The 22489-nt window shown below is 72.0% G+C and carries 18 protein-coding genes; 15 read left to right on the forward strand and 3 right to left on the reverse strand.

Annotated elements, in window-relative coordinates:
- The first annotated feature begins 194 nt into the window (after positions 1 to 194).
- Genes WMF22_RS15190 through WMF22_RS15205 form a run of 4 tightly spaced genes read left to right on the forward strand, consistent with a single transcriptional unit; the run spans position 195 to position 4702 of the window.
- Positions 195 to 1928: a fumarate reductase/succinate dehydrogenase flavoprotein subunit gene (locus tag WMF22_RS15190; RefSeq protein ID WP_438036207.1), complete on the forward strand. Its 1734-nt coding sequence runs from the start codon at positions 195 to 197 to the stop codon at positions 1926 to 1928.
- 40 nt (positions 1929 to 1968) lie between these two features.
- Complete coding sequence (locus WMF22_RS15195; RefSeq protein ID WP_438036208.1) at positions 1969 to 2253, forward strand: 4Fe-4S dicluster domain-containing protein; 285 nt, start codon at positions 1969 to 1971, stop codon at positions 2251 to 2253.
- A gap of 21 nt (positions 2254 to 2274) precedes the next feature.
- Entirely contained in the window at positions 2275 to 3258 is a 984-nt protein-coding gene (locus WMF22_RS15200; protein ID WP_438036209.1) for a HEAT repeat domain-containing protein, read from the forward strand.
- A gap of 4 nt (positions 3259 to 3262) precedes the next feature.
- Positions 3263 to 4702, forward strand: a complete 1440-nt coding sequence (locus WMF22_RS15205; RefSeq protein WP_438036210.1) for an ABC transporter substrate-binding protein — start codon at positions 3263 to 3265, stop codon at positions 4700 to 4702.
- On the opposite strand, the gene WMF22_RS15210 is transcribed toward WMF22_RS15205, so the two are convergent.
- Positions 4683 to 4943 carry a hypothetical protein gene (locus tag WMF22_RS15210; protein WP_438036211.1) on the reverse strand — a complete coding sequence of 87 codons (261 nt, stop codon included), beginning with the start codon at positions 4941 to 4943 and terminating at the stop codon, positions 4683 to 4685. The genes WMF22_RS15205 and WMF22_RS15210 overlap by 20 nt on opposite strands.
- On the opposite strand from WMF22_RS15210, the gene WMF22_RS15215 reads away from it, so the two are divergent.
- The 6 genes from WMF22_RS15215 to WMF22_RS15240 all read left to right on the forward strand — a co-directional run bounded on the left by WMF22_RS15215 (position 4928) and on the right by WMF22_RS15240 (position 13680).
- Positions 4928 to 5737, forward strand: coding sequence for an ABC transporter ATP-binding protein (locus WMF22_RS15215; RefSeq protein WP_438037258.1), 810 nt, complete (start codon positions 4928 to 4930; stop codon positions 5735 to 5737). The genes WMF22_RS15210 and WMF22_RS15215 overlap by 16 nt on opposite strands.
- Before the next feature lie 130 nt (positions 5738 to 5867).
- A complete protein-coding gene (locus tag WMF22_RS15220; RefSeq protein ID WP_438036212.1) occupies positions 5868 to 6293 on the forward strand; it encodes a DoxX family protein in 426 nt (141 codons plus the stop codon).
- A 257-nt stretch (positions 6294 to 6550) separates the two neighbouring features.
- Positions 6551 to 8527, forward strand: a complete 1977-nt coding sequence (locus WMF22_RS15225) for a sensor histidine kinase (protein ID WP_438036213.1) — start codon at positions 6551 to 6553, stop codon at positions 8525 to 8527.
- A gap of 401 nt (positions 8528 to 8928) precedes the next feature.
- Positions 8929 to 10665 (forward strand): ATP-dependent zinc metalloprotease FtsH, encoded by a 1737-nt coding sequence (ftsH, locus tag WMF22_RS15230; RefSeq protein WP_437299800.1) that lies wholly within the window; start codon positions 8929 to 8931, stop codon positions 10663 to 10665.
- 502 nt (positions 10666 to 11167) lie between these two features.
- The gene (locus tag WMF22_RS15235) at positions 11168 to 12304 is read left to right on the forward strand and encodes a D-alanine--D-alanine ligase family protein (RefSeq protein ID WP_438036214.1); all 1137 of its coding nucleotides are present in this window, start codon (positions 11168 to 11170) and stop codon (positions 12302 to 12304) included.
- A complete protein-coding gene (locus tag WMF22_RS15240) occupies positions 12301 to 13680 on the forward strand; it encodes a GNAT family N-acetyltransferase (protein WP_437299802.1) in 1380 nt (459 codons plus the stop codon). Before WMF22_RS15235 ends, WMF22_RS15240 begins: the two co-directional genes overlap by 4 nt.
- Positions 13681 to 13726: 46 nt before the next feature.
- Here WMF22_RS15240 and WMF22_RS15245 read toward each other — a convergent pair whose 3' ends face one another.
- On the reverse strand, positions 13727 to 14770 hold the full coding sequence (locus WMF22_RS15245; protein WP_437299803.1) for a serine/threonine protein kinase: 1044 nt from the start codon (positions 14768 to 14770) through the stop codon (positions 13727 to 13729).
- Between the two features lie 168 nt (positions 14771 to 14938).
- On the opposite strand from WMF22_RS15245, the gene WMF22_RS15250 reads away from it, so the two are divergent.
- Positions 14939 to 15385: a tellurite resistance TerB family protein gene (locus tag WMF22_RS15250; protein ID WP_438036215.1), complete on the forward strand. Its 447-nt coding sequence runs from the start codon at positions 14939 to 14941 to the stop codon at positions 15383 to 15385.
- A gap of 762 nt (positions 15386 to 16147) precedes the next feature.
- Positions 16148 to 17032: a serine/threonine-protein kinase gene (locus WMF22_RS15255; RefSeq protein ID WP_438037259.1), complete on the forward strand. Its 885-nt coding sequence runs from the start codon at positions 16148 to 16150 to the stop codon at positions 17030 to 17032.
- A 9-nt stretch (positions 17033 to 17041) separates the two neighbouring features.
- Here WMF22_RS15255 and WMF22_RS15260 read toward each other — a convergent pair whose 3' ends face one another.
- Positions 17042 to 18259 carry a hypothetical protein gene (locus tag WMF22_RS15260; RefSeq protein ID WP_438036216.1) on the reverse strand — a complete coding sequence of 406 codons (1218 nt, stop codon included), beginning with the start codon at positions 18257 to 18259 and terminating at the stop codon, positions 17042 to 17044.
- 248 nt (positions 18260 to 18507) lie between these two features.
- On the opposite strand from WMF22_RS15260, the gene WMF22_RS15265 reads away from it, so the two are divergent.
- From WMF22_RS15265 to WMF22_RS15275, 3 genes are all read left to right on the forward strand, one after another.
- Entirely contained in the window at positions 18508 to 19620 is a 1113-nt protein-coding gene (locus tag WMF22_RS15265) for an S-(hydroxymethyl)glutathione dehydrogenase/class III alcohol dehydrogenase (protein WP_437299806.1), read from the forward strand.
- Between the two features lie 228 nt (positions 19621 to 19848).
- Entirely contained in the window at positions 19849 to 21414 is a 1566-nt protein-coding gene (locus tag WMF22_RS15270; RefSeq protein ID WP_438036217.1) for an aminopeptidase, read from the forward strand.
- Positions 21415 to 21741: 327 nt separating this feature from the next.
- Positions 21742 to 22458, forward strand: a complete 717-nt coding sequence (locus WMF22_RS15275; protein ID WP_437299808.1) for a type II toxin-antitoxin system RatA family toxin — start codon at positions 21742 to 21744, stop codon at positions 22456 to 22458.
- Positions 22459 to 22489 lie beyond the last annotated feature (31 nt).

Consider the following 22489-nt stretch of genomic DNA (forward strand, 5'->3'; position numbering starts at 1 on the left):
GGCGCCCGACATCCGGCCGTTGCTGCGCCAGCAACAACAAAGCCGTTGCCGAAGCACAGGTCGTCTGTTAAAACGGATGCCGCGTCTGTGATGAGAGACGCCGGGCGTCCGACCCCGGCCGCTGGCCCTTGGCCATTGGGCCGAGAGGCGGTGGGGTCGTCGTGTGCGCGCGCCCGAAACCTTGAGGGCTTGTCATGGACATTCGCGTGACAGAGGCGGACGTCGTCGTCGTGGGCGGCGGCAGCGCAGGCTCCACTGCAGCGGTGGAGGCGCAACAGCGGTTGCCCCGGGGGAGGGTCGTCCTCCTCGAGAAGGCGCATATCAAGCGGAGCGGCGCCATCGCGATAGGCATGGATGGGCTGAACAACGCCATCATCCCAGGGCACGCGACGCCGGAGCAGTACGTGAAGGAGATCACGGTGGCCAACGACGGCATCGTGAACCAGCGCGCCGTCTATGAATATGCGCGCAACAGCTTCGCGATGATCCGGGAGCTCGACTCCTGGGGCGTGAAGTTCCAGAAGACGCGATCGGGCGATTTCGACGTCAAGAAGGTCCACCACAACGGGAGCTACGTGCTCCCGATGCCCGAGGGCTACGATCTCAAGAAGATCCTGACGCGCATGGTCAAGCGCGCCGGCGTGAAGGTCGTCAACCGCGTGATGGCGACGCGGATCCTCGTCACCGACGGCCACGTCGCCGGGGTGATCGGCTTCGACACCCGGGAAGGACAACTCGAGATCATCAAGGCGAGGGCGGTCATCCTGTGCTGCGGCGCCTCGGGGCGGCTCGGGCTGCCGGCGTCGGGCTACCTCCACGGGACGTACGAGAACCCGTCGAACGCGGGAGACGGCTACTCGATGGCGTACCACGCGGGCGCCGAGCTCTCGGGCATCGAGTGCTTCCAGGTGAACCCGCTCATCAAGGACTACAACGGTCCGGCGTGCGCGTACGTGACAGGCCCGCTCGGCGGGCACACGGTCAACGCGCGGGGGAACCGCTTCATCGAGAGCGATTACTGGAGCGGGCAGATGATGCTCGAGTTCTACCGGGAGCTCCACTCCGCGAACGGCCCCGTGTACCTGCAGCTCACCCACCTCGCCCCGGAGACGATCACCGAGGTCGAGCGGGTCCTTCACCAGACGGAGCGCCCGAGCCGCGGGCGCTTCCACGAGGGGAGGGGGCACAGCTACGCGAACGATCTCGTCGAGATGCACATCTCCGAGATCGGCCTGTGCAGCGGGCACAGCGCGTCGGGGGTCTGGGTCAACGAGAAGGGCGAGACCACGGTGCCCGGGCTCTACGCCGCCGGCGACATGGCGTGCGTGCCGCACAACTACCTGCTCGGCGCGCTCACCCACGGGAAGATCTGCGCGAAGAGCGCGCTCGACTACCTCGAGCGCGCGCCCGCGGTCGAGCCGCTCGCCGCCGCGGTCGACGCCGAGCGGGAGCGCATCCTCGCGCCCCTCTCGCGGCGGAGCGGGGTGGCGCCGCACCAGTACGAATACAAGGTGCGGCGCCTGGTGAACGATTATCTCCAGCCGCCCAAGACGGGGAACAAGATGACGCTCGGGCTCGAGTACTTCCTGCGCGCGAAGGAGGAGCTCGAGGAGGTCACCGCGGAGAGCCCCCACGAGCTCATGCGGGTGATGGAGTGCCATTTCATCCGCGACTGCGCGGAGATGGCGGCGCGCGCGTCGCTGTACCGGACCGAGAGCCGCTGGGGCCTCTACCACTACCGGCTCGATTACCCCGAGATGGACGACCGCAGCTGGTTCACGCACGTGCAGCTGAAGAAGGACGAGCGCGGCGAGATGGTCGCCTTCAAGAGGCCGGTGGAGCCTTATCTCTTCCCGATCGACGACGGCGAGCGCAATGCCTACCACCGGCTGCGCATCCCGGCCGAGGAGCAGCGCGCGTCGGCCTGACGAGCGCGCGAGAACGCGAGAATACGAGGTCAATCAAGCGATGGGTCACCTGCTCAACCGCGAACCCGTCAAGGCGCAGAGCGCCAGGTCCGTGGGCCACGCCGAGGCCGCCCTGCGGCTCGATCTGCCCGTCGTCATCGACGAGGCGTCGTGCATCAAGGGCTGCCGCATCTGCATCGACTCGTGCCCGGTCGATTGCCTCGCCATCGATCCCGAGACGAAGAAGGCCCGCATGGCCTACGACGAGTGCTGGTATTGCCTCGCGTGCGAGATCGATTGCCCCAAAGAGGCCATCACCGTGAAGATCCCCTTTCTCATCCGATAACGACCCCACGGCAGAGACGACATGACACAGCCTTCGCTCGCGCAGGAACTCGAGGGCATCCTCGGGGATCCCGACCCCGGCGCGCGCCAGCTGGCGCTGACGCAGATAGAGGATCTCTCGGATCCGGAGATCATCCACCCCCTGATCGCGGCCGTCCGCGACGAGGATCCGACGGTGCGGGCGCTCGCGCTCGGGCACCTCGAGGATCTCGGCGACGCCCGCGCGGTGCCCGCCGTCGTCGGGGCGCTCGACGACGAGGACGCCAACGTGCGGGAGGCGGCCGCCACGGCGCTCCGCGAGATCCGCGGGGCAGACGCCGCCACGCACCTCATCGACGCGCTGGGGCACGCGAGCCCGTTCGTCCGCACCTCGGTGATCGTGGCGCTCCGCGAGATCCGCGACCCGCGGGCGCTCGCGCCCCTCGAAGGCGCGCTCGGCGACCCGGATCCCGAGGTGCGGCGCGAGGCGGTCCTCTCCCTGGCCTACCTGCGACGGCCCGAGTCCGCGCCGGCGCTCCGCCCGAGCCTGCGCGATCCCGACGCGCGGGTGCGGCAGGTGGCGATCGGCGCGCTCGAGTCGCTCGGCGCGCCGGGCGAACCCGCGCTCGTCCAGGACCTCGTGCGGCTGCTCTCCGATCCGGACTGGCGGGTGCGGGTCGAGGCCGCCATCGTGCTCGGCCGCTCGGCGCACGGCCTCGCGGCGCCGTACCTCCGGAGCGCGCTCGACGACGGCGCCTGGCAGGTCCGGAAGGAGGCGGCGCTCGCGCTCGGGCGGCTCCGGGCCGCCTCGGCCACGGAGGACCTCGTCGGGCTGCTCGGGAGCGACCTCGCGGATCTGCGCAAGGCGGCCGCGCAGGCGCTCGGCGAGATCGAGGCGGCGGCCGCGGAGGCGCCGCTCCGCCGGCTGCTCGGCGACGCCGACGTCGAGGTGCGGAAGGCGGCCGGCCGCGCGCTCGAGGCCATCCGGGCGGGGACAGGACGACATGAGACCTTTGCGAGGGATTGATCCGATGACCAGGGCACTTCGCGCGCTCGTCGTCCTCACGTTGCTCGCTGCGGTCGTCGCCGGGCTGTCGTGCAAGCCCGAGGCGAAGCAGACGATCCGGATCGCGATCGGGACGCAGGACACGACCATCAATTGCGCCACCGGCGGGCTGCTCATCCGGGAGCTCGAGCTGCTCGAGAAGCACCTGCCGAGGGACGGCAAGTACAAGGACGTCACCTACGAGATCGAGTGGAAGGACTTCACCTCGGGGCCGCCGCTGACGACCGAGATGGTGGCCGAGAAGCTCGATATCGGCGCGATGGCCGACTTCCCCGGCGTGCTGAACGGCGTGGCGTTCCAGAAGCAGGGGAGCCGCAGCCGCTTCATCGCCACGCTCTCCGGCAGCGCGCTGGGGAGCGGCAACGGGATCGTCGTGCCGAGCGGCTCCCCGGCCCAGGGCCTGAAGGACCTCAGGGGCAAGCAGATCTCGGTGCCGTTCGGGTCGTCGGCCCACGGCATGCTGCTCCGGGCGATCCGCGATCTCGGCTGGGACCCGGACAAGGACGTGACGCTCGTCTCGCAGTCGCCGGAGGTGGGCGGCTCGTCGCTCAAGGCGAACAAGATCGACGCGCACGCCGATTTCGTCCCGTTCGCCGAGCTGTTCCCCTTCCGCGGCTTCGCCAGGAAGATCTACGACGGCTCCAGCGTGAAGGTGCCGACGGCGCACGGCGTCCTGGTGCGCGAGGCGTACGCGGAGAAATACCCGGAGATCGTCGTGGCCTTCCTCAAGGCGGCGCTCGAGGCCGACCGCCTGTTCGCGGAGGAGCCCGAGAAGTACAGCGAGCTCATCGAGAAGGTGACCGGGGTGGACGCCGAGGTCGCCTACATGTTCCACGGCCCGCTCGGCATCCAGACGCGGGACTTCACGATCAAGCCCGAGGTCCGACGCGCCCTCCAGGTGGCGGTCGACACGCTCACGCTGCTGAAGCGCACGGACACGACCCTCGATGTCGGCGCGTTCGTGGACGACCGGTACATCCGGCGCGCGGCGGCGGAGCTCGGGCTCGACTACGAGGCGCGGCTCGCGAGCTACGCGAAGCTCCCGCTGTCCGGGAAGGACGCGCTGTCCGGCGAGCCGATCGCCGAGCCGACGCTCGTCGCGCAGATCTGGGTCGCGGGCGAGCCGAAGGTGCGCGCGTACGAAAGCCCGGGCACGGCGCTCGCCGCGCTCGGGCAGCTGACGATCGAGGGCAAGGAGATCCGCGCTGTGTTCGTGCACGATCGCGCGAGCGGGGTGAAGCTCCTCGCCGATCGCGCGTGGTACGCGAGGCGCCCGGACGGCGGCCTGTCGGCGTTCCTGGCGAAGGAGGACGCGGAGCGGTGGGCCGCGGAGAACGGCGCTGTGGTCGTCGACTTCGCGACCCTGCGGGCCGAGCGCGCGAAGCTCACGGCGGCGGCGCCATGACGATGATCTCCGAGCGCAGCGCGCCGGCCGGGGCGGAGCTCGCCGGGGGCGCGGCCTTCGCGCCCGCCCCGGCGAGCGCGGCCCGGCGGAGCGCGCCGTCCCCCGCGCCGGGCCGCGCGCCCCGCGAGGGGCGCCCGCGGCGCGACCTCCGCCGCGCCTTCCTGCGCGCCCTGTCCGTGGCGGCGTGCGTCGGCCTCTGGCAGTGGGCGTCGATGACCCGCGCGGATCTCGGCGTCGTCACGTTCCTCAACGTGCCCGCGCCGACCGACGTCCTCGCCGCGGCGCGGGAGCTCTTCGCCTCGCCGAAGCTCTGGCAGCGTCGAGGGCGGCGAGCTCGTGAGCCTGCTCGGCCCGTCCGGGTGCGGGAAGTCGACGATCCTGAACGCCGTCGCCGGGTACGTGGCGCCGGAGCGCGGCAGCATCGTCGTCGGCGGCGAGCGGGTCGAGGGGCCGGGGCCGTCGCGCGGCATGGTCTTCCAGCAGAGCTCCCTGCTCCCCTGGAAGACGGTGCTGAACAACGTCGGCTTCGGCCTCAAGATGCGCGGCGTCCCCGAGCGCGAGCGCCGGGAGGCGTCCCGGCGCCTGCTGTCGCTGGTCGGGCTGTCGGGGTTCGAGGACGCCTATCCGGCGCAGCTCTCCGGCGGCATGCAGCAGCGCGTGGAGATCGCGCGCGTGCTGATCACCGAGCCGCGCGTGGTGCTGATGGACGAGCCGTTCAGCGCGCTGGACGCCCAGACCAGGCTCTCGATGCAGGAGCTCTTGCTCGACGTCTTCCGCCAGGTCAGCACGACGGTGCTGTTCGTCACGCACGACATCGACGAGGCCATCTTCCTGTCCGACCGCATCGCCCTGATGACCCGCCGCCCCTGCCGCGTCGGCGCGGAGATCGCGGTGCCGTTCGGGAGGCCGAGGACCGCGGCGATCGTGGGCTCGGGCGAGTTCGCGGCGATCAAGCGGCGGTGCCTCGAGGCGCTCCGCGACGAGCGCGCGGCCGCCGCGCACCGCCACGACCTGGAGGTCCGGACCAGCGCGTGAGGCGCGGGCCGGCGCGCCGTGCCCGGGCCGCGGGGGCGCGGCGCCTCGGGGCCGGCGGCGCCGGCCCTCGCGTACGCGCTTGATGTCCCGGGCGTTCCTCCTTACTACCGAGCCGAGAGGAGTGATCCCGATGCTCAAGAGATTCCTGCGGGTGACCGACGTGCCGTTCTCGGCCTCGGTCGGGTTGCTCGCGCTGCGCGTCGTTATCGGCGCCGCGTTCATGTTTCATGGCTGGGGGAAGATCCAGGCCCCCTTCAGCTGGATGCCCGCCGGCGCGCCCATTCCGGGGTTCCTGCAGGCGCTGGCGGCGCTCTCGGAGTTCGGGGGCGGCCTTGCCTGGATCCTCGGCCTCCTGACGCCGCTCGCGTCGCTGGGCCTCGCCGTCACCATGGCCGTCGCTGTCGCGTTTCACGTCTCGAGCGGCGATCCGTTCGTTGCGATGGGCGGACCCTCCTGGGAGGCGGCGGCGGTCTACCTCGGCATCTCCCTCGCGCTGCTCCTCGTCGGGCCGGGGAGGCTCTCCGTCGACGCGGCGGTCTTCGGGACGAAGCGCTGAGCGCTCGCGCGCGCCCTCGCGCGGTCCGCGCGAGGGCGCCGCCGTTCGGGCTCGCGCGGCCGATCCGAGCCGCGCTGCCCTGCTGCGTCCGGCCGGGCGGATGAGGTCGGCGCAGGCTGGAGCGCCCGGCTCCATCTGGGTCGGACAGCGAGCGCACGGGCCGGTTCGCACATTGAAATTGCGCGTGTGGCGCCCGCCGTCCCGTTGGCTCGGCACTATGGTTCGGCCGGGAGGACCCGATGAGACACGCCGGGGCCATGGCGCCTTCGCGCGGTGCGCGGCGTGGTATCGCGATCGCGGCAGCTTGCTCGTTCGCCATCGGGTGCCTGACCCTGATAGGATGGTGGATCGGGTCGACCGCCCTCGTCGCCATCGCAGACGGCCTGCCGCGCATGGTGCCCAACACCGCCGTGGCGCTCGTCCTGTCGAGCGTGTCGCTCTGGGTGCTGGGCGCGCGCGAGCGTCCGGCGCCGGTCCGCCGGCTGGGACAGGCGTGCGCCGCCGTCGTTGTCGCGCTCGGCGTGGCGATCCTCGTGCAGTACGCCTTCGCGTGCGATCTCGGCATCGATCGCCTGCTGCTCGCGGAGCGCGTGGATTTCCCGGGCAAGTTCCCCGGCAGGCCCTCGCCGAACACCGCGCTCTGCTTCCTCCTGATCGGCCTGGGGCTCCTCTCGCTGCCCTCGACGACGCGGCGAGCGTGCCTGCTCTCGGAATGGAGCGCGCTCCTGGCCGCGGCGCTCGCGCTCACCGCGCTGACCGGCTACGTGTTCGGCGTCGGCTACTTCTACGGGCTTCCGCTGCTGTTCCCGTTCACGGGCATGGCGCTCCACACAGCGATCGCCTCTCTCGCCCTCTGCGCTGGACTCCTCATGGCGCGGCCCGAGTGCAAGGCGCTCGCCACGCTGACGGCCAGCCGGCCGGGAGGCATGCTGCTGCAGCGCCTCCTGCCCTACATCGTCATCCTCCCGCTCGTGATCGGTCGTCTCTTCCTGGTCGGCGCGGATCGCGGGGCTTACCCCATCGCGGCCTCGTTCTCGTTCGCCTCCGCCATCACGACGATCCTGCTCGGGGTCATGCTCTGGATCAGCGCGGCGCGCATGAACCTCCTCGATGAGGCGCGGGAGCGCGCCGAGGAGGCGCGCGCCTTCCTCGCGACCGTCACGCAGTCCTCGGACGACGCCGTGATAGGCACCTCCCTCGACGGGACCGTCCTGAGCTGGAACCCCGCGGCGGAGCGCCTCTTCGTCCAGTACGCGTTGCGCGTCGAGGACGATCCCGATCCCTGGGGCAACCGGCTATGTTTCGAGCACAGGACGCCGGCGGGAGAGCCCCTCGTCTGGGACGAGCGCCCGCTGATCCGGGCCCTTGAGCGCGGGGAGGTCGTGGCGGGCGCCGAAGGGCTCTTGCGGCGCGCCGACCGGGGCCTCGTCCCGGTGCTGGTCAACGCCGCGCCGGTGCGCTCGGACGACGGGGAGCTCCAGGGCGCCGTCGCCGTCTTTCAGGACATCTCGGCGCTCAAGGAGATGGAGCGGCAGCGCCAGGAGTGGATCGGCGTCATCGCTCACGATCTCCGCCAGCCCATCCAGGTCATCGCGACCGCGAGCCATCTCCTCGGTCGCGCGGCCGGCGAGCAGGCCGTCGCCGACGGCCGAAAACAGCTCGGCAGGATCACCTCGTCCATCGAGCGGCTGCGCCGCATGATCGACGACCTCCTCGACGCCTCGCGGATCGAGGCGCGGCAGCTCACGCTGGATCGTTCGCCGGTCGATCTGCGCGCGCAGCTCGGCGAGATCCTCGAGAAGTCGGCCGAGGTGACCGCGGGCCACGCGCTGCGCCTGGAGGTGCAGGGCGATGTGCCCGCCGTCCTGGCAGACCCCGGGCGGCTGGAGCAGATCGTCACCAACCTGCTCTCCAACGCGGCCAAGTACGGTCGACCGGAGGGCGACATCGCGGTCACGGTCAGCGCCGAGCGGGCCTGCGCGCACATCGCGGTGATCAACTGGGGCGATGGGATCCCGGAGGCGTCGCTCCCGTACCTGTTCAAGCGCTTCTCGCGCGCGCCCGACGCCGCCTTGCGCAGCGTCCGCGGCGTCGGTCTCGGCCTCTACATCACGAAGGGCCTCGTGGAGGCCCACGGGGGCACCATCTCCGTCGAGAGCACCCCTCGCGGCGCGACGACATTCCGCTTCTCGCTGCCGTTCGCGCCCGACACCGCGCGAGCCGCCGGGGCGTAGCGCGCGCAGGCAGCCCCTCTCTGCCCCTCTCTCCTGCTTCCTGCTCCGCCGGCGACCCCATCCCGAGAAGGGGGGGCTCTCAGGCGAGCTCGTCAATCCGCGGTCGGCGAGCTCGTCAATCGGTCTTCCCAGTCCTCCCAAGATCGCAGAGATGATTGTCCTGCCGCTGTCCGTTCTCCGTATTCCGTTTTGCGGTGCTGCCATCCTTTCGCAGGTTTCTACGGCTCAGATCGTCAGAATGATGGCAGAAGGAACTTCCTGAGGTTCGTATCCTTGCTACACCTGAGATCCGCTCCGGCCCGACGCCGGAGCAGTGAGGTGGCGCAGCAGTGAATTCCTGGTTCTTGCAGGTGAGTAAGCGGCTGGGGCCCGCGGGGCGCCGGCTTTGGTTGCTTGGGTTCATGGGGGTGGTGCTTGCGGTCACGCTCGGGCTCGCGCTTCGCGCGGCGCGCGAGTCGTCCACGCAGCGTACGGCGACCTACACCGAGCTCCTCCAGATCGCGCAGGCGGGGCAGGCGACCGCGGTCGAGGTGAGCGGGGATCGCTTCCTCGTGCGTCAGGCGGGCGGCGCCGTGGTGACGGCCGTCGTCGACGAGCCGACGCTCCGGCAGGAGCTGGTCTCCCGGTTCGCGGGCGCCGGCGCCTCGGTCGACTTCGCCTCCCGGGAGGATCCGTCGCACGCCGCGTCCGCGGTGCTCCCGGTGGTCGTGCTGGCCGCGGTCGGCTTCGCGCTCTTCACGGTGAGCCGGCGGCGCAGCCCGAAGGTCTTCTCCGACGTGAAGGCCGGGGCGGCGCGGGCGGCGGTGCGCTTCGCCGACGTCGCGGGGATGCACGAGGTCAAGCAGGAGCTCGCCGAGACGGTCGAGTTCCTGAAGAGCCCCGATCGCTTCGCGCGCCTGGGCGGCCGCCCGCCGCGCGGCGTGCTGCTGACGGGCGAGCCCGGGACCGGCAAGACGCTGCTCGCGCGCGCCGTCGCGTGCGAGGCGGGCGTGCGGTTCCTCTCGGCGTCGGGGTCGAGCTTCCAGGAGATGTTCGTCGGCGTGGGCGCCTCCCGCGTCCGCGCGCTCTTCGCCGAGGCGCGCAAGTCCGCGCCGTGCATCGTCTTCATCGACGAGATCGACGCCGTGGGGCGGGCTCGCGCGAAGGGGCACGGCGACTCCGCCTCCGCGGAGCACGACCAGACGCTGAACCAGCTGCTCGTCGAGATGGATGGGTTCGACCACGAGACCGGCATCGTGGTCATCGCGTCGACCAACCGCGCCGACATGCTCGATCCGGCGCTGCTCCGGCCGGGGCGCTTCGACCGCAAGGTCACCGTGCCGCTCCCCGACGTGCGCGGCCGCGAGGAGATCCTCAACGTCCACGCCGGGCCGATCCCGCTCCAGGGGGAGGTCGATCTCGGCTACATCGCCCGCGGCACGCCGGGCTTCTCGGGCGCCGACCTGGCCAACCTCCTGAACGAGGCGGCCATCCTCGCGGCCCGCGAGGGCGCCGACGCGGTGGACCCGACGCACATCGACCGCGCGCGCGACCGGGTGCTCATGGGGCTCGAGCGCAAGGGGGTGCTCGTCGACGAGGACGAGCGTTATGCGACCGCCGTCCACGAGGCCGGGCACGTCGCTGTCGGGCTCCTCGCGCCGAGCTGCGATCCGGTGCACAAGGTGTCGATCCTGCCGCGGGGCCGCGCGCTCGGCGTGACCCAGGCGCTGCCCGAGAAGGATCGGCTGATGTACCGGAAAGAGTACCTCGAGGATCAGATCTGCATGCTGATGGGCGGCCGCGCCGCCGAGATGGTCGTCCTCGGGACGATGACGGCGGGCGCCTCGGACGACATCCAGCGCGCCTCGACGATCGCGTGGAAGATGGTCGCGGAGCTCGGCATGAGCCACCTCGGCCCCATCTGCGTCGGCGACGGGCACCCCTCGCGGAGCCCGGCCCTGCTCGACCGGGTCGACGAGACGGCGCGGGCGCTCACGGAAGCGCAGCTCTCGCGCGCCATCGAGATCGTGAGGTCCCGGCGCGGCGAGATCGAGGCGCTCGTCAGGGCGCTCCTCGAGAAGGAGACGCTCGGCATGGACGAGATCCAGGCCTGTTTCCCGGCCGATCGCAGGCCGCGCCCCGAAGGCCAGGCCGCCTGACCGACAGAGGCTCGAGGGCGCCGGAAAGGGAAGTCCTTTTCAGGCGTCCTCGGCGGCAGGCCGCCCGCTCGCCGCGAGCGCGTCCGGCGCTCTCCCCTCTCGCCGCCGGACTCGACCCTTCCCCCTGCAGCCCAGCCGTCTCCTCTCGTCTCCGACGCTCCCGCGCGTGTGGCTGGCGTGTGAAGAGCCTGTTGTCCGAGATACGTTGTGCTCGGAAAGCTCGCTTCCCGGCCGCGCGCGCCGGATCCGATCCGGCGCGGGGCTTTGAGCCGCGCTGCGTCGCGCCTTCCTTTCCGTCCAGACAGGCAAATCTCCCCTTGCGATTGCCGGGCAAGCTGGTGAAGTGTGGCCACTTGCATGCATGGATTCCGTTTCGTTCGCGTGTCTCTCGACAGGGTAACGTCTCCGCGTTCGCCGATGGCCAGGCCTCTCTCCGGCCGCTCCCTGAGCCCGGCGCGGCCGTCGCGGGCTCCCCTGCTCCGCGCAGGCTCGGAGGCGTGCGGTGCCTGAGCCTCGGATACTGATCCTGTCCAACAGAGATCCGGAGGAAGCCGTCGACGAGCCGCCACTTGCGCAGCGGGTGGGGAGCGGGCGGCTCCGGCTCGGTCGCGAGGACGGCAGCGCGGTGGTCGCGGAGAGCGTGCTCGCGGCCCTCGCCGCGGCCCCGGGCGTGCGCGTGGCGCACCGGCCCGTGCTCCGGCCGAGCGAGGTGCTCGCGGCCATCGGTGACCATCGCCCGGACGTGATCTTCAACCTGTGCGAGGCGCTCGACGGCGACAGCCGCCACGAGGTCATGTGCGCGTGGCTGCTCGCGGGGCTCGATCTCCGCTTCACGGGCAGCGATCACGTCGCGCTCCGGAGCTGCCTGCACAAGGCCGAGGCGAACCGGATCCTCGCGCGCGCCGGCGTGCGCGTGCCGGCGACGGTGCGGGTCGAAGGCCCGGATCGCATCCCGGAGGTCGCGTTCCCGGTCATCGTCAAGCCGGAGCGCGAGGACGGCTCGATGGGCATCGATCGTGGCTCGGTCGTCCACGATCGCCGGGCGCTCCGCGACCAGGTCGCCGCGGTCGTCGCGCAGTGCCGCCAGCCGGTGGTGGTGCAGCGTTACGTGCACGGGCGGGAGATCTCGGTCTCGCTGCTCGGGTGGCCGACGCCGCGCGTGCTGCCGCCCGGCGAGGTCACGTTTCAGGGCCTGCCAGAGGGGCACCCGCACGTGGTCACGTACGAGTCGAAGTGGCGCCCGGAGACCGCCGCGTCGGCCGGGACGCCCTCCTCGGCGGCGGTGCTGCGGCCGCTCGATCTGCGCCGGGTCGTCGCCGTGGGCCGCCGCGCGTTCGAGGTGCTCGGCCTGCGCGACTACGGCCGCGTGGACGTGCGGCTCGACGAGCGCGGCACGCCGCACGTCATCGACGTCAACCCGAACTGCGATCTCTCGCCGGACGCCGGCTTCGCGCGGGCGGCGGCGCGCGCCGGCCTGACGTACGCCGACGTCGTCTGGGAGATCCTCCGCGCGGCGCTCGCCCGCGGCGCGCGCCACGACGATCTGCTCCGCGCGCGGGGCCGCGCGCCGGCGCGCGGCCGCGCCGCGGCGCGCTCCGCTGCCCGCGGCGCCCTCGCCGCCGCGCCCGAGGCGCCGTGATCACCCAGCGCGGCCTCCGCGCGGAAGACCGGCCGCTCATCGCCGCGCTGCTCGAGTCGGTCCCGGCGTTCACCGACGACGAGCGCGCGGTGGCGCTGGAGCTCGTCGACGTGACGCTCGGCCAGCCTTCGACGGACGGTAATGGCTACCGGTTCGTGCTGAGCTTCCAGGGCGCCCCGGGCGGGGACGGGGCGCCGCGGCTCCTCGGGTACCTCTGCTACGGCCGCACGCCGATGACGCAGTCCACGTACGACCTGTACTGGATCGCGACCTCGCCCGATTTCGCCCGGTCGGGGGTGGCGCGGGGGCTCGTGGCCACGATGGAGAGCGAGATCGCGCGCGAGGGCGGCGGCCTCGTGCGCGTGGAGACGGGCAGCCGGGAGGGGCACGGCGCGGCGGTGCGCTTCTACGACGCGGTGCAGTTCACGCGGGCGGCGGTCCTCGCCGACTTCTACGCGCCGGGCGACGATCTCATGATCTACACGAAGCGGGTCGCCCCGGCGCGCGCCTCGGCGGCGCCCTCGGCCGGCGAGGCGCCGGCGCGCGGCGAGGGGCCCGCGCGCGGCGACGCGCCCGCGCGCGGCCATACGCCGCCGGCCGAGCTTGCGCTCTACGACGCGGCGTTCGGCTACCGCGACTACGCCGCCGAGCGCGACTTCCTGCTCGCGTGCGCGCGCCGCTTCGGCGGCCGCCCGGTGCAGCGCGTCCTCTCGTGGGCCTGCGGGCCCGCGCGGCACCTGGAGGCCTTCGCGGAGCTCGGCGTCGGCTGCTCCGGCGCGGACGGCTCGGCGGCGATGATCGCCTTTGCGGAGCGCGCCGCGGGCGCCCGCGGCGCCGGGGCGTGCATCCGCTTCTCGTGCGCGGAGCTCGACGAGCGCCCGGACGTCGCGCCGGTCGATCTCTCGTTCGTGCCGCTCTCGGCGATCCACCAGCTGGCCACGCCGGCGGCGCTCGAGCGCCACCTCCGGCTCGCCGCCTCGCTGCTCCTGCCGGGCGGCGTCCACGTCATCGAGGCGACCCACCCCGCCGATCTCACGCCGTCCGGCGTGAACAGGACGGAGTGGACCGAGCTGCGCGGCGAGCAGTCGATCGACGCGCGGTTCCGCATCCACATCGAGCGGTCGACGCCCGATCGCGTCGTGCCCGTGACCCTCGAGGTGGTGCGCTCGGCCCGGCGCAACGGCGGCGCGCCGAGGGAGCTCTCGTCGATCCGGCAGGAGGCGACGTGGTACGTCCCGGACCTCGCCGGGTGGCGGCGCGTCGCGGAGCGGGTGCCGGAGCTCTCGCTGGTGGCGACGCTCGGCGACTTCAACGTCGACGTGCCGTTCGAGCACGCCGCGGCGTGGCGGCTGATCCTGGTGCTGAAGCGCCGCTGATCGATCGACGCCGCGCGCGCGCCCGCGGCGGGCGCCTACAGCGGGTTCAATTCATGTCCCAGAAGTACTTGCCCCCGCTCGGCGGCGGCTCGTCCGCGCCGCCGCCGGGGCCGCCCGTGTCTCCGGCGCGCGTCAGCTGGAGCACCTCCTCGAGCGAGCTCGCCTCCTCGCGCCAGTACGCCTCCGTGCCGAAGTGCGGAAAGGTCCTCGGGAAGATGGGGTCGTGCCATCGCCGCGCGATCCACGCCGCGTAGTGGATCATGCGGAGCCCTCGGAGCGGCTCGATCAGCCCGAGGGTCGAGCGGTCGAAGCGGCGGAGCTCCTCGTAGCCCTCGATGAAGAGCTCGCGCTGCTGCCGGGCGGCCTCGTCGCGGCCGGGGAGGAGGAGCCACAGGTCCTGCACGGCGGGGCCGACGACCATGTCGTCGAAGTCGAGCACGCGGAGCGCGCCGTCGCGCAGGAGCAGGTTGCCCGGGTGCAGATCGCCGTGGATGCGGTGCACGTCGACGCCGCGCAGGCGCTCCTCGGCCGCGTCCGCGACGGCGCGCGCGGCCGCGAGGTACCGCCGCTCGACGGCCGCGGGGATGAGCTTGCGCTCGACGAGCCAGCCGAGGTCCTCGCGCGCGTAGGTGTCGGCGGAGAGCCGGACGCGGTGCTCGGCGGCGCTGGCCGCGCCCACGTTGTGGATGCGGGCGGCGAGCCTGCCGAGGCGCACGAACAGCTCGTCGCCGAGCTCGTCGGGGGCGCGGCCGCCCATGCGCTCGAAGAGGCAGTACGGGATGTGGTCGATCTGCTTGAGCGTCTCGCCGTCGGGGAACGGGCGCGTCGGGCAGACGGGGATCTCGGCGTCCGCGAGCTCCGCGAGGAACCGGTGCTCCTCGAGGATCTGCTCCCGCGTCCAGCGCCCCGGCCGGTAGAACTTGGCGATGACGCGGGTGCGATCCTCGCGCTCGACCTCGTAGACGCGGTTCTCGAACGAGTTCAGCGGGTAGCAGACGCGGTTGCAGTGGACGCCCGCGGCCTCGACGGCCTCGATCACCTTGTGCGGCGTCAGCGACAGGAAGAGGTCGGTCGGGGTGGTGGTGCTCATGGTGGGGAGAGTTGAGCACCGACCGGCGTCGCGCTCGACGAGAACTTTCGCCGCGCGCTCCTGGAAGTCCTCGCCCGCGCGGCGAGCGCCGTTACGCGCGGCGAGCGCCGTTACGCGCGGCGAGCGCCTTTACTGAGCGGGCTCAGGGGCGTTGTGTCAAGCGCGGCCGTGGTACGCTATCCTGAGGACCTCATGATGGAAGAAACGCAGCTTTCGTTTCGTCACCTCGAGATCAGCAGGCTCGAGGCGATGGTCGAGATCATGTTCCTCGCAGCATACGCTGACGGATCCATCAACGACGCCGAGCGCGCCGAGCTCGCGCGGCACGTGGCGGCCATGAGCGACGGTCGTGTCGGGGCCGACGTCGTCGAGTCGCTCATCTCCATCATCGAGCGCTCGGTGCGCGACGAGGGCAGGAGCGGCCGCTTCGCGGCGCTGCGCGTCCGCCTGCCCGACGTGCGGATGCGCGAGGCCGCGATCGAGCTGGCCGTCCGCCTCGTGGCCGCCGACGGCGTGATCCACGAGAGCGAGCACGCGCTGCTCGTCGAGGCGGCCAGGGCCCTCGAGGTGCCTATCGCGTTCAAGGGGCGCGTCGTGCCCGGCTCCGCCCGCTGAGCGGCGCGAGGGGCGAACCGGGCCGCGGCGATCCCGGCGCGCGGCCCCGTGGGGGCCTCGCTGCCTATCGGGTGATCCTGACCGACATCCGCTGTCGATGTACCCGTCGAGCGCCTGTGTGGCGCGCAGGGAATGCGTCGTGCGACGACCGTTGCGCCGACGGATCGGTCGCGCGCTCGTCCCGGGACCGCGCCGGCGGACGACGCGCCGCGGCCGCGGAAGACGCGCGCGCCGGTCGCGGCGGACGGCGCGCGGCCCCGGGGCGAGCCGATGGCCGCGGGCCCCGGATCTGATGTCTCCACACCGCAATCCCGGCGCCGCGGCGGGCGGGAAAGAGGCGGATCTGCGGCGATTTGCATCGGCCTGCTCCTTGCAGCACACGTGGGCAAGGACATGGACAGCCACCGAACTGACAGCTCCACGACGCCACATGGCGGCTCGATGGATCCCGCGTCGAATCGATCCCGCCCCCCGAGCGGGGGCCGAGCCTCTCAGCGTGCGTACCGCTCGCCGCGGTCTCCGCGCTGGCCCTCGTCTCACCGCCCTCCGTTCGAGCCCGTCGACCTCCGGACGTCGGGCCGCCTGTCGCGGCCGTCCGGCTCGACCTTCCGTCACGGCGGGGACGTCGCGCCGCTGGAGACGCCGAGCGACGCTCCGGCCACCCCGGCCAGCGTACCGCCCGCCACGCTGCGGACCGGGCTTGCCGGAGCGCCCCCCGCCGCCGCCCTGGCGGTTCCCGCGAACGACCCGTGCTCCGCCGCGCTGCGGCGCTACGCCCCAGGCGACGTCCTCGGGGGGCGCTATCGCCTCACAGAGCTCCTCGGAGAGGGCAGCATGGGCGCCGTGTGGAAGGCGCGGAATCTCTCCCTGAGCCTCGATGTCGCGCTGAAGCTCATCCGTCGCGACTGCGCCGTCCCCGAGGCCGCCTCGCGGCTGATCCGGGAGGCGCAGGCGACGGCGCGGGTGTCGCATCGCGCCGCGGTGCGGATCTTCGATCTCTGCTTCACGGAGGAGGGAGAGCCGTTCGCGGTGATGGAGCTCCTCCAGGGCCGGTCGCTCGCCCAGGCGCTCGCCGAGTCGGGCGCGATGTCGCCCATCTCCGCGGTCCAGCTGCTCCTTCCCGTGATCGGCGCGCTCGGCGCGGCGCACGGCGCGGGGGTCGTGCACCGGGACGTGAAGCCGGCGAACATCGTCCTCGTGCGCGAGGGCCGCCGCACGGTCCCCAAGCTGATCGACTTCGGGATCGCGTTCACCGCGGCGGGCGACGAGCGGAGGCAAACGCTGGTCGGGAGCCCGGCCTACATGGCGCCCGAGCAGGTCCGCGGCGGGCAGGAGTCGGACGCGCGCGCCGACGTGTGGAGCGCGTGCGTCGTGCTCTACGAGCTCGTGAGCAGCCGCCGCCCGTTCGGCGGCCCGAGCAGCATCTCCATCGTGCACGACGTGCTGCGCGTCGCCCCGCCGCGCCCGGAGGCCCTCGAGCTGCACCCGCGGCTCTGGGAGATCATCGAGCGCGGCCTGGCCAAGGACCCTGACGGGCGCTTCACGACCATGGCGGCGCTCGGCCGCGCGCTGGCCCAGTGGGCGATCGCGGCCGGGGTCGCCCACGACGTGACGGGCGCGTCCCTCGTCGACTACTGGCTGTCGTGAGAGGGGCTCTCAGTACGTCACGCCGCAGCCCTTCGCGTCGGCGAAGGCCTTGATCGTCTGGAGCTCGGCCGTTGTCGCGTCGCTGTAGGCCCAGCTGATCGCGCCCGCGTATCCCCGGCTGTACCAGCTCTCCAGGAGCGTCGGCAAAGCGGCCGTCGCCAGGCCGGCGATCGGGAAATCCCCCATGATGACGGGCTTGTCGGTGATGCCGTAGTCCTCGGGCGACTGGTTGTAGGGCCAGTACAGGTTGACCCGGTCGTTGATATGAAAGGTGTAGAAATCGACGTCGGTGTTGCGCCAGGACCGCGCCCACTTCATCGACGCCGAGCCGATCGTGACGAGCGCCGTGCTCTCCGCGCGCAGCGCTCGGATGGCCTCGTCGAGGAACGCCGCCATCTGCGCGTGCTCGATCGGATCCACCTGGGCGTCGGGCTCGTAGCGAGGGCCGTCGTCCGGGCTCGATCCGGTCATGGCCAGCTCGGGCTCGTTGATCACGTCCCACGCGACCATCCGGTGCCGGTGGGGGCTCTGCGCCACGGCCCTGGCGATCGGCCGGACGACCTTGTCGATCAGCTTCGCGCGCCGCTTTGCGTCCTTCACGATGGGGGTGATACCGACGGTCTTCACGTCGGCGTCGAGCCGCGTCGGGTGGAAGTTGTCGAAGGAGAACAGGCAGAACACCAGGTTGACGTCCGCCTGCTCGGCGAGCTCGAGCGCCTTCTGGACGTCGCGCCGCGTCGTCCCGCCGAGGCCGGTCGGGTTCTCGCTCGTGTCGAAGACGACGCTCTCGCCCCGGATCTCCGGCAGCATCCACCACCGCACGACGCTCGCCCCGTGAGCACGGATGTCGGCGAGGTTCTTCGCGTGCGTCTCCGCCTCGGCCGCGACGCCGCGCTTGTCCCACGCGGCGATGCCGCCGAAGTCGCCGGCGAAGTTGTGCCACGCGTAGTTCATTCCGAACATGAAGCGCTTCTTGCAGCCGATCGTGATACCGGCGCTCTCGGCGGGGCACTCGTCGACACACTCCATGGTGTCGATCGGCGCGCCTCCCTGTCCACCGTGGCCCCCCTCGGAGGAAGCGCTCTCGCTGCCGCCGCCGCCGTCGCCGCCAGCGCCCTTGCCGGCCGCCCCGCCAGCTGGCGGGCTCTTGCCGGTGCAGGCGACGAGGACCAGCGCGGCTGTTGCGATGAGCGCGCGGAGACCCGGTGGGCAACGGAGTGTGTTCATGAGGACAGCGGGGTGATCGTACGCGTGCTGTCACGCGAACGCCATCCTCGGGTGGCGGCGCGGGCAGCGAGCGGGCTGCGCGATGCGGCCAGGCAGGGCGGCGCAATGCGGGCAGGCTGGACGGCGGGCGAGGCGGCGCGGCGCCGGCGGGGTTCCCCTTGAAACCTGCTTCCCCGCCCGGCTATGGGAGGGGCTCGGGCGCCGCTCGGGCCCCGAACGCCCCGCTTGCGGGAGGAGAACCACCGATCATGAAAGCGCGCGCAGCCGTGGCCCACAAGGCCGGCGAGAAGCTGACGGTCGAGGACGTCCAGGTGGAGGGCCCTCGCGAGGGCGAGGTCCTCATCGAGATCAAGGCGACGGGCGTCTGTCACACCGACGCTTACACGCTCTCAGGCAAGGATCCGGAGGGGCTCTTCCCCGCGATCCTCGGCCATGAGGGCGCGGGCGTCGTCGTCGACGTCGGGCCGTCCGTGAAGAGCCTCAAGAAAGGCGATCACGTGATTCCCCTCTACACGCCCGAGTGCCGGCAGTGCTCTTATTGCACGAGCGGAAAAACCAACCTCTGCCAGGCCATCCGCGCCACGCAGGGGCGCGGGCTCATGCCGGACGGAACGAGCCGATTCTCGATCGGCAAGGAGCGGATTCACCATTACATGGGCACGTCGACCTTCTCGAGCTTCACCGTCCTGCCCGAGATCGCCGTCGCCAGGATCCGCGAGGACGCGCCGTTCGACAAGGTCTGTTATATCGGCTGCGGCGTGACGACGGGTATCGGCGCCGTCATCAACACCGCGCAGGTGAGGCCCGGCGACAACGTCGTGGTCTTCGGCCTCGGCGGCATCGGGCTGAACGTGATCCAGGGCGCCCGGATGGCCGGCGCCGACATCATCGTCGGCGTCGACATCAACCCGAAGCGCCGCGAGCTGGCCGAGAGGTTCGGCATGACCCACTTCGTCAACCCGAGCGAGGTGGCGGGGGATCTCGTGCCCTACCTCGTCGATCTGACCCGGGGCGGCGCTGATTTCAGCTTCGAGTGCATCGGCAACGTCAAGGTGATGCGCCAGGCGCTCGAGTGCTGCCACAAGGGCTGGGGGACGAGCATCATCATCGGCGTCGCGGGGGCCGGCGAGGAGATCGCCACGCGCCCCTTCCAGCTCGTCACCGGGCGCGTCTGGAAGGGCACAGCGTTCGGCGGCGCCAGGGGGCGCACCGACGTTCCCAAGATCGTCGACTGGTACATGGAGGGCAAGATCAAGATCGACGAGCTGATCACCCACACGATGCCGCTCGACGACATCAATCACTCCTTCGACCTCATGCACGAAGGCGAGTCGATCCGCAGCGTCGTGCTCTTCTCCTGAAGCGGCGCGGCGCTCGACGCCGGCCGCCTCGCGCGTGACCGCAGGGGCGGACGAGCGCGCCAGGCCGCTCCGCGCGCGCGGGCATGGCGCGCGCCGAGCGCGGCGCGTGCGGCGCGTGCGGCATGCCTGCGCGCCATGCCTGCGCGACAGCCTGCTCTTCGGGGCGCATGTCGGTGCCGTGTCGGTGCCCTATCGGCGGCGACGGGTGCTGCAAAAATGCTGACCCATGTGACATCATTCGCCGCCATGGTCCATGTCACCTCCCTTGCGGGGCTGCCCGCCAACGCCCTCGCGGAGTCGAACGCGGCGATCGCGGCTTGCGATGCTGTCGTCCTCGTCGCGCCATCGCCCATCGCGAAGTACGCGGGGGGGCTCGGGGCCGCCGTGGGCGCGGTGGTCGAGGCTGCGGCGCGCGTCGACTCCGCGCTCGAGGGCAAGAGTGCTCCGCTCGTCCTGCCGGCGCCGGGGGTGCCTGGCGGGCGACTGGTGCTCGCGCCGATGGGGCCGCTCTCGGAGGACGTCGATGACGTCCGCTCCGTCGCGGAGGCCGCGGCGGCCGGCTTCGCGCGGGCGGTGGACGCGGGGGCGAGCCGGCCGCTGCTCGTCGTGCGCGCTCCGGTGGGCGCCGCGCCGCGGTTCGCGCGGGCCGTCGAGGTGGGCGCGCTCGCCGCGCTCGGGAGCCAGTGGACGCCGCTCGAGGCGCGGGAGGCGGAGATGGCCCCGCGCTCGGCCGAGTCGGTCGCGGTGCTCGGGCTGTCGGAGGCGCGCGCCCGCGAGATCGCGGCCATCGAGGTCGGCCGGGCGCTCTGCCGCGACATCACGGGCACCGAGCCGGAGCGGATGGCGCCCCGCCGCGTCGCCGAGATGTGCGAGGCGGCGTTCGCCAGGACGGGGGTGCTCGTCAAGATCGAGCGCAACGTCGATGACTATCCGCTCATCAGCGCGGTCTCGCGGGCGTCGCGGGTCGTCGAGCGGCACCGGCCGTGCGTCGTTCGGCTCGACTACAGGCCTCGCGGGGAGATCCGGCGAACGGTGCTGCTCGCGGGCAAGGGCGTCACCTACGACACGGGCGGCGTCGATCTGAAGACCGACGGGCTCATGGCCGGGATGTCCCGGGACAAGGGCGGCGCCGGCGCGGTCGCCGGCCTCGTGCGCGCGGCCGCGGCGCTCGGCCTGGAGGGCGTGCGCATCGTCGGGCTCCTCGGGCTCGTGCGCAACAGCATCGGCGAGGAGTCCTATGTGAGCGACGAGATCATCCGCAGCCGCGCCGGCGTCCGCGTCCGGATCGGCAACACCGACGCCGAGGGGCGCCTCATCCTGGCGGATCTGCTCGCGCTCGGGCGGGAGCTCGCCATGAGCGGCGCGCCGGATCCTATCGTGTTCTCCGTCGCGACGCTGACCGGGCACGTCTACCGCGCCCACGGGCCTTATACCGGCGCGATCGGCAACTCCGCCGCGCGGCCGGAGCTCGACAGGCTCGACGTCCTCGCGGAGCGCTGGGGCGAGCCGATGGAGCGCGCCCGGCCGCGGCGCGAGGACTACGCGTTCGTCGCGCCCCGGTCGAGCGCCGAGGACGTTGTCTCCTCGAACCGCCTCGCCTCGGTGCACACGCCGCGCGGGCACCAGTTCCCCTTCGCGTTCCTCGACATCGCCTCGGGGCTGAAGGGGGGGGCGCTGCCGTTCATCCACCTCGACATCGGCGGCGTCGGGGTCGAGTCGGCGGACTGGCAGTTCGGCCGCCCGACAGGCATCCCCATTCCGAGTCTGACAGCTTATCTCTCTGGCGAGTCCTAGGAGCTCACCCGCTTCGGATACGGGCCCACCTCGACGTTTTCGGTGCTCAGCGTACAAGAGTACGCTTCCGCGCCGAAAACGCCGATCTGGGCCCGTCTCCTGTGCGGGTGAGCCCCGCCGGCGTTTGGGTCGGGGGGAAGGAGGCGAGAGGCGGGAGGACGGGAAGGACCAGATGGGGGATCCGCGCTCTCGTGGAGAATCGGGAGCGCTCGATGGGCGGGTGATCCGTTCTTGGTGGCCGGGGTGGGGGCGGCCCGAGCGGATGTGTTGCGCGGTACCATCGGGGCGATGGGGGCGGCCGGCACGTCGCTGGCAAGCTGGGCCGTCATGCGGAGAACTCGCTCGACAACGACCGGCCATCGCGCACCGATCCCGCGCGCGCTCGCCGGGGGACTCGCCCTCGCGGCCACCGCCTGCAGCACGGGGGAACGGGGGATCAACCTGGATGTACCGCGCCTGCCGGCACACCGCGACAGAGGCGATGTCCTGCCGGCGAGCGACGGCGAGCAGGCCGAGCGCGCGCAGCCGGCGCCCGATACGACCGGGATCACGAGCATGGCAGTCCCGATCGGAAGCACCGGATTTGCGCGTGGACGGTCGACGGTGGTCGTGAAGGGCTCGCTGGAGCGCGTGCGCGCCGCGGTGCTCTCGTTCGAGCGTTATCCGGAGTTCATGCCGCACTACAAGAAGTGCCGCCTGCTCGGGCGCACGCCCGCGGGCGGGTGGGATCTCTACATGGAGGTCTCGGCCCTCTCGGGCGCGGTCACGATGTGGGCGCGCATCGAGATCCAGAAGCCGGTCGTCGAGGATGGCGTCGAGACGTACTCGTCCCGCTTCATCTCCGGCAATGTGCAAGATCTCCAGGCCACCTGGCGGCTCGAGAAGATCGACGCCCAGTCGACGCGCCTGTCCCTCGAGGTGTTCCTCCGGCCGAAGCTCCCGCTCCCGAAGAGCCTCCTCAACGCGGAGAACCTGGACGGCTCGGCGCGCGCCGTCGCGGCCATCCGGGCGCGCGTCGAGCAGGCGCAGGACGGGAACCGCTGACGCGCGTCGGAGCGAGGCGGAGCGGCCGGCG

The organism is Sorangium sp. So ce204, assembly GCF_051526795.1.
Classification (GTDB): domain Bacteria; phylum Myxococcota_A; class Polyangia; order Polyangiales; family Polyangiaceae; genus Sorangium; species Sorangium cellulosum_B.

What these genes read in the sequence shown, in the direction of transcription:
- WMF22_RS15190 (WP_438036207.1), top strand. Translation starts at nt 195, where the DNA reads ATGGACATTCGCGTGACAGAGGCGGACGTCGTCGTCGTGGGCGGCGGC.
- WMF22_RS15195 (WP_438036208.1), top strand. Translation starts at nt 1,969, where the DNA reads ATGGGTCACCTGCTCAACCGCGAACCCGTCAAGGCGCAGAGCGCCAGG.
- WMF22_RS15200 (WP_438036209.1), top strand. Translation starts at nt 2,275, where the DNA reads ATGACACAGCCTTCGCTCGCGCAGGAACTCGAGGGCATCCTCGGGGAT.
- WMF22_RS15205 (WP_438036210.1), top strand. Translation starts at nt 3,263, where the DNA reads ATGACCAGGGCACTTCGCGCGCTCGTCGTCCTCACGTTGCTCGCTGCG.
- WMF22_RS15220 (WP_438036212.1), top strand. Translation starts at nt 5,868, where the DNA reads ATGCTCAAGAGATTCCTGCGGGTGACCGACGTGCCGTTCTCGGCCTCG.
- WMF22_RS15225 (WP_438036213.1), top strand. Translation starts at nt 6,551, where the DNA reads ATGGCGCCTTCGCGCGGTGCGCGGCGTGGTATCGCGATCGCGGCAGCT.
- ftsH (WP_437299800.1), top strand. Translation starts at nt 8,929, where the DNA reads ATGGGGGTGGTGCTTGCGGTCACGCTCGGGCTCGCGCTTCGCGCGGCG.
- WMF22_RS15245 (WP_437299803.1), bottom strand. Translation starts at nt 14,770, where the DNA reads ATGAGCACCACCACCCCGACCGACCTCTTCCTGTCGCTGACGCCGCAC.
- WMF22_RS15260 (WP_438036216.1), bottom strand. Translation starts at nt 18,259, where the DNA reads ATGAACACACTCCGTTGCCCACCGGGTCTCCGCGCGCTCATCGCAACA.
- WMF22_RS15265 (WP_437299806.1), top strand. Translation starts at nt 18,508, where the DNA reads ATGAAAGCGCGCGCAGCCGTGGCCCACAAGGCCGGCGAGAAGCTGACG.
- WMF22_RS15275 (WP_437299808.1), top strand. Translation starts at nt 21,742, where the DNA reads ATGCGGAGAACTCGCTCGACAACGACCGGCCATCGCGCACCGATCCCG.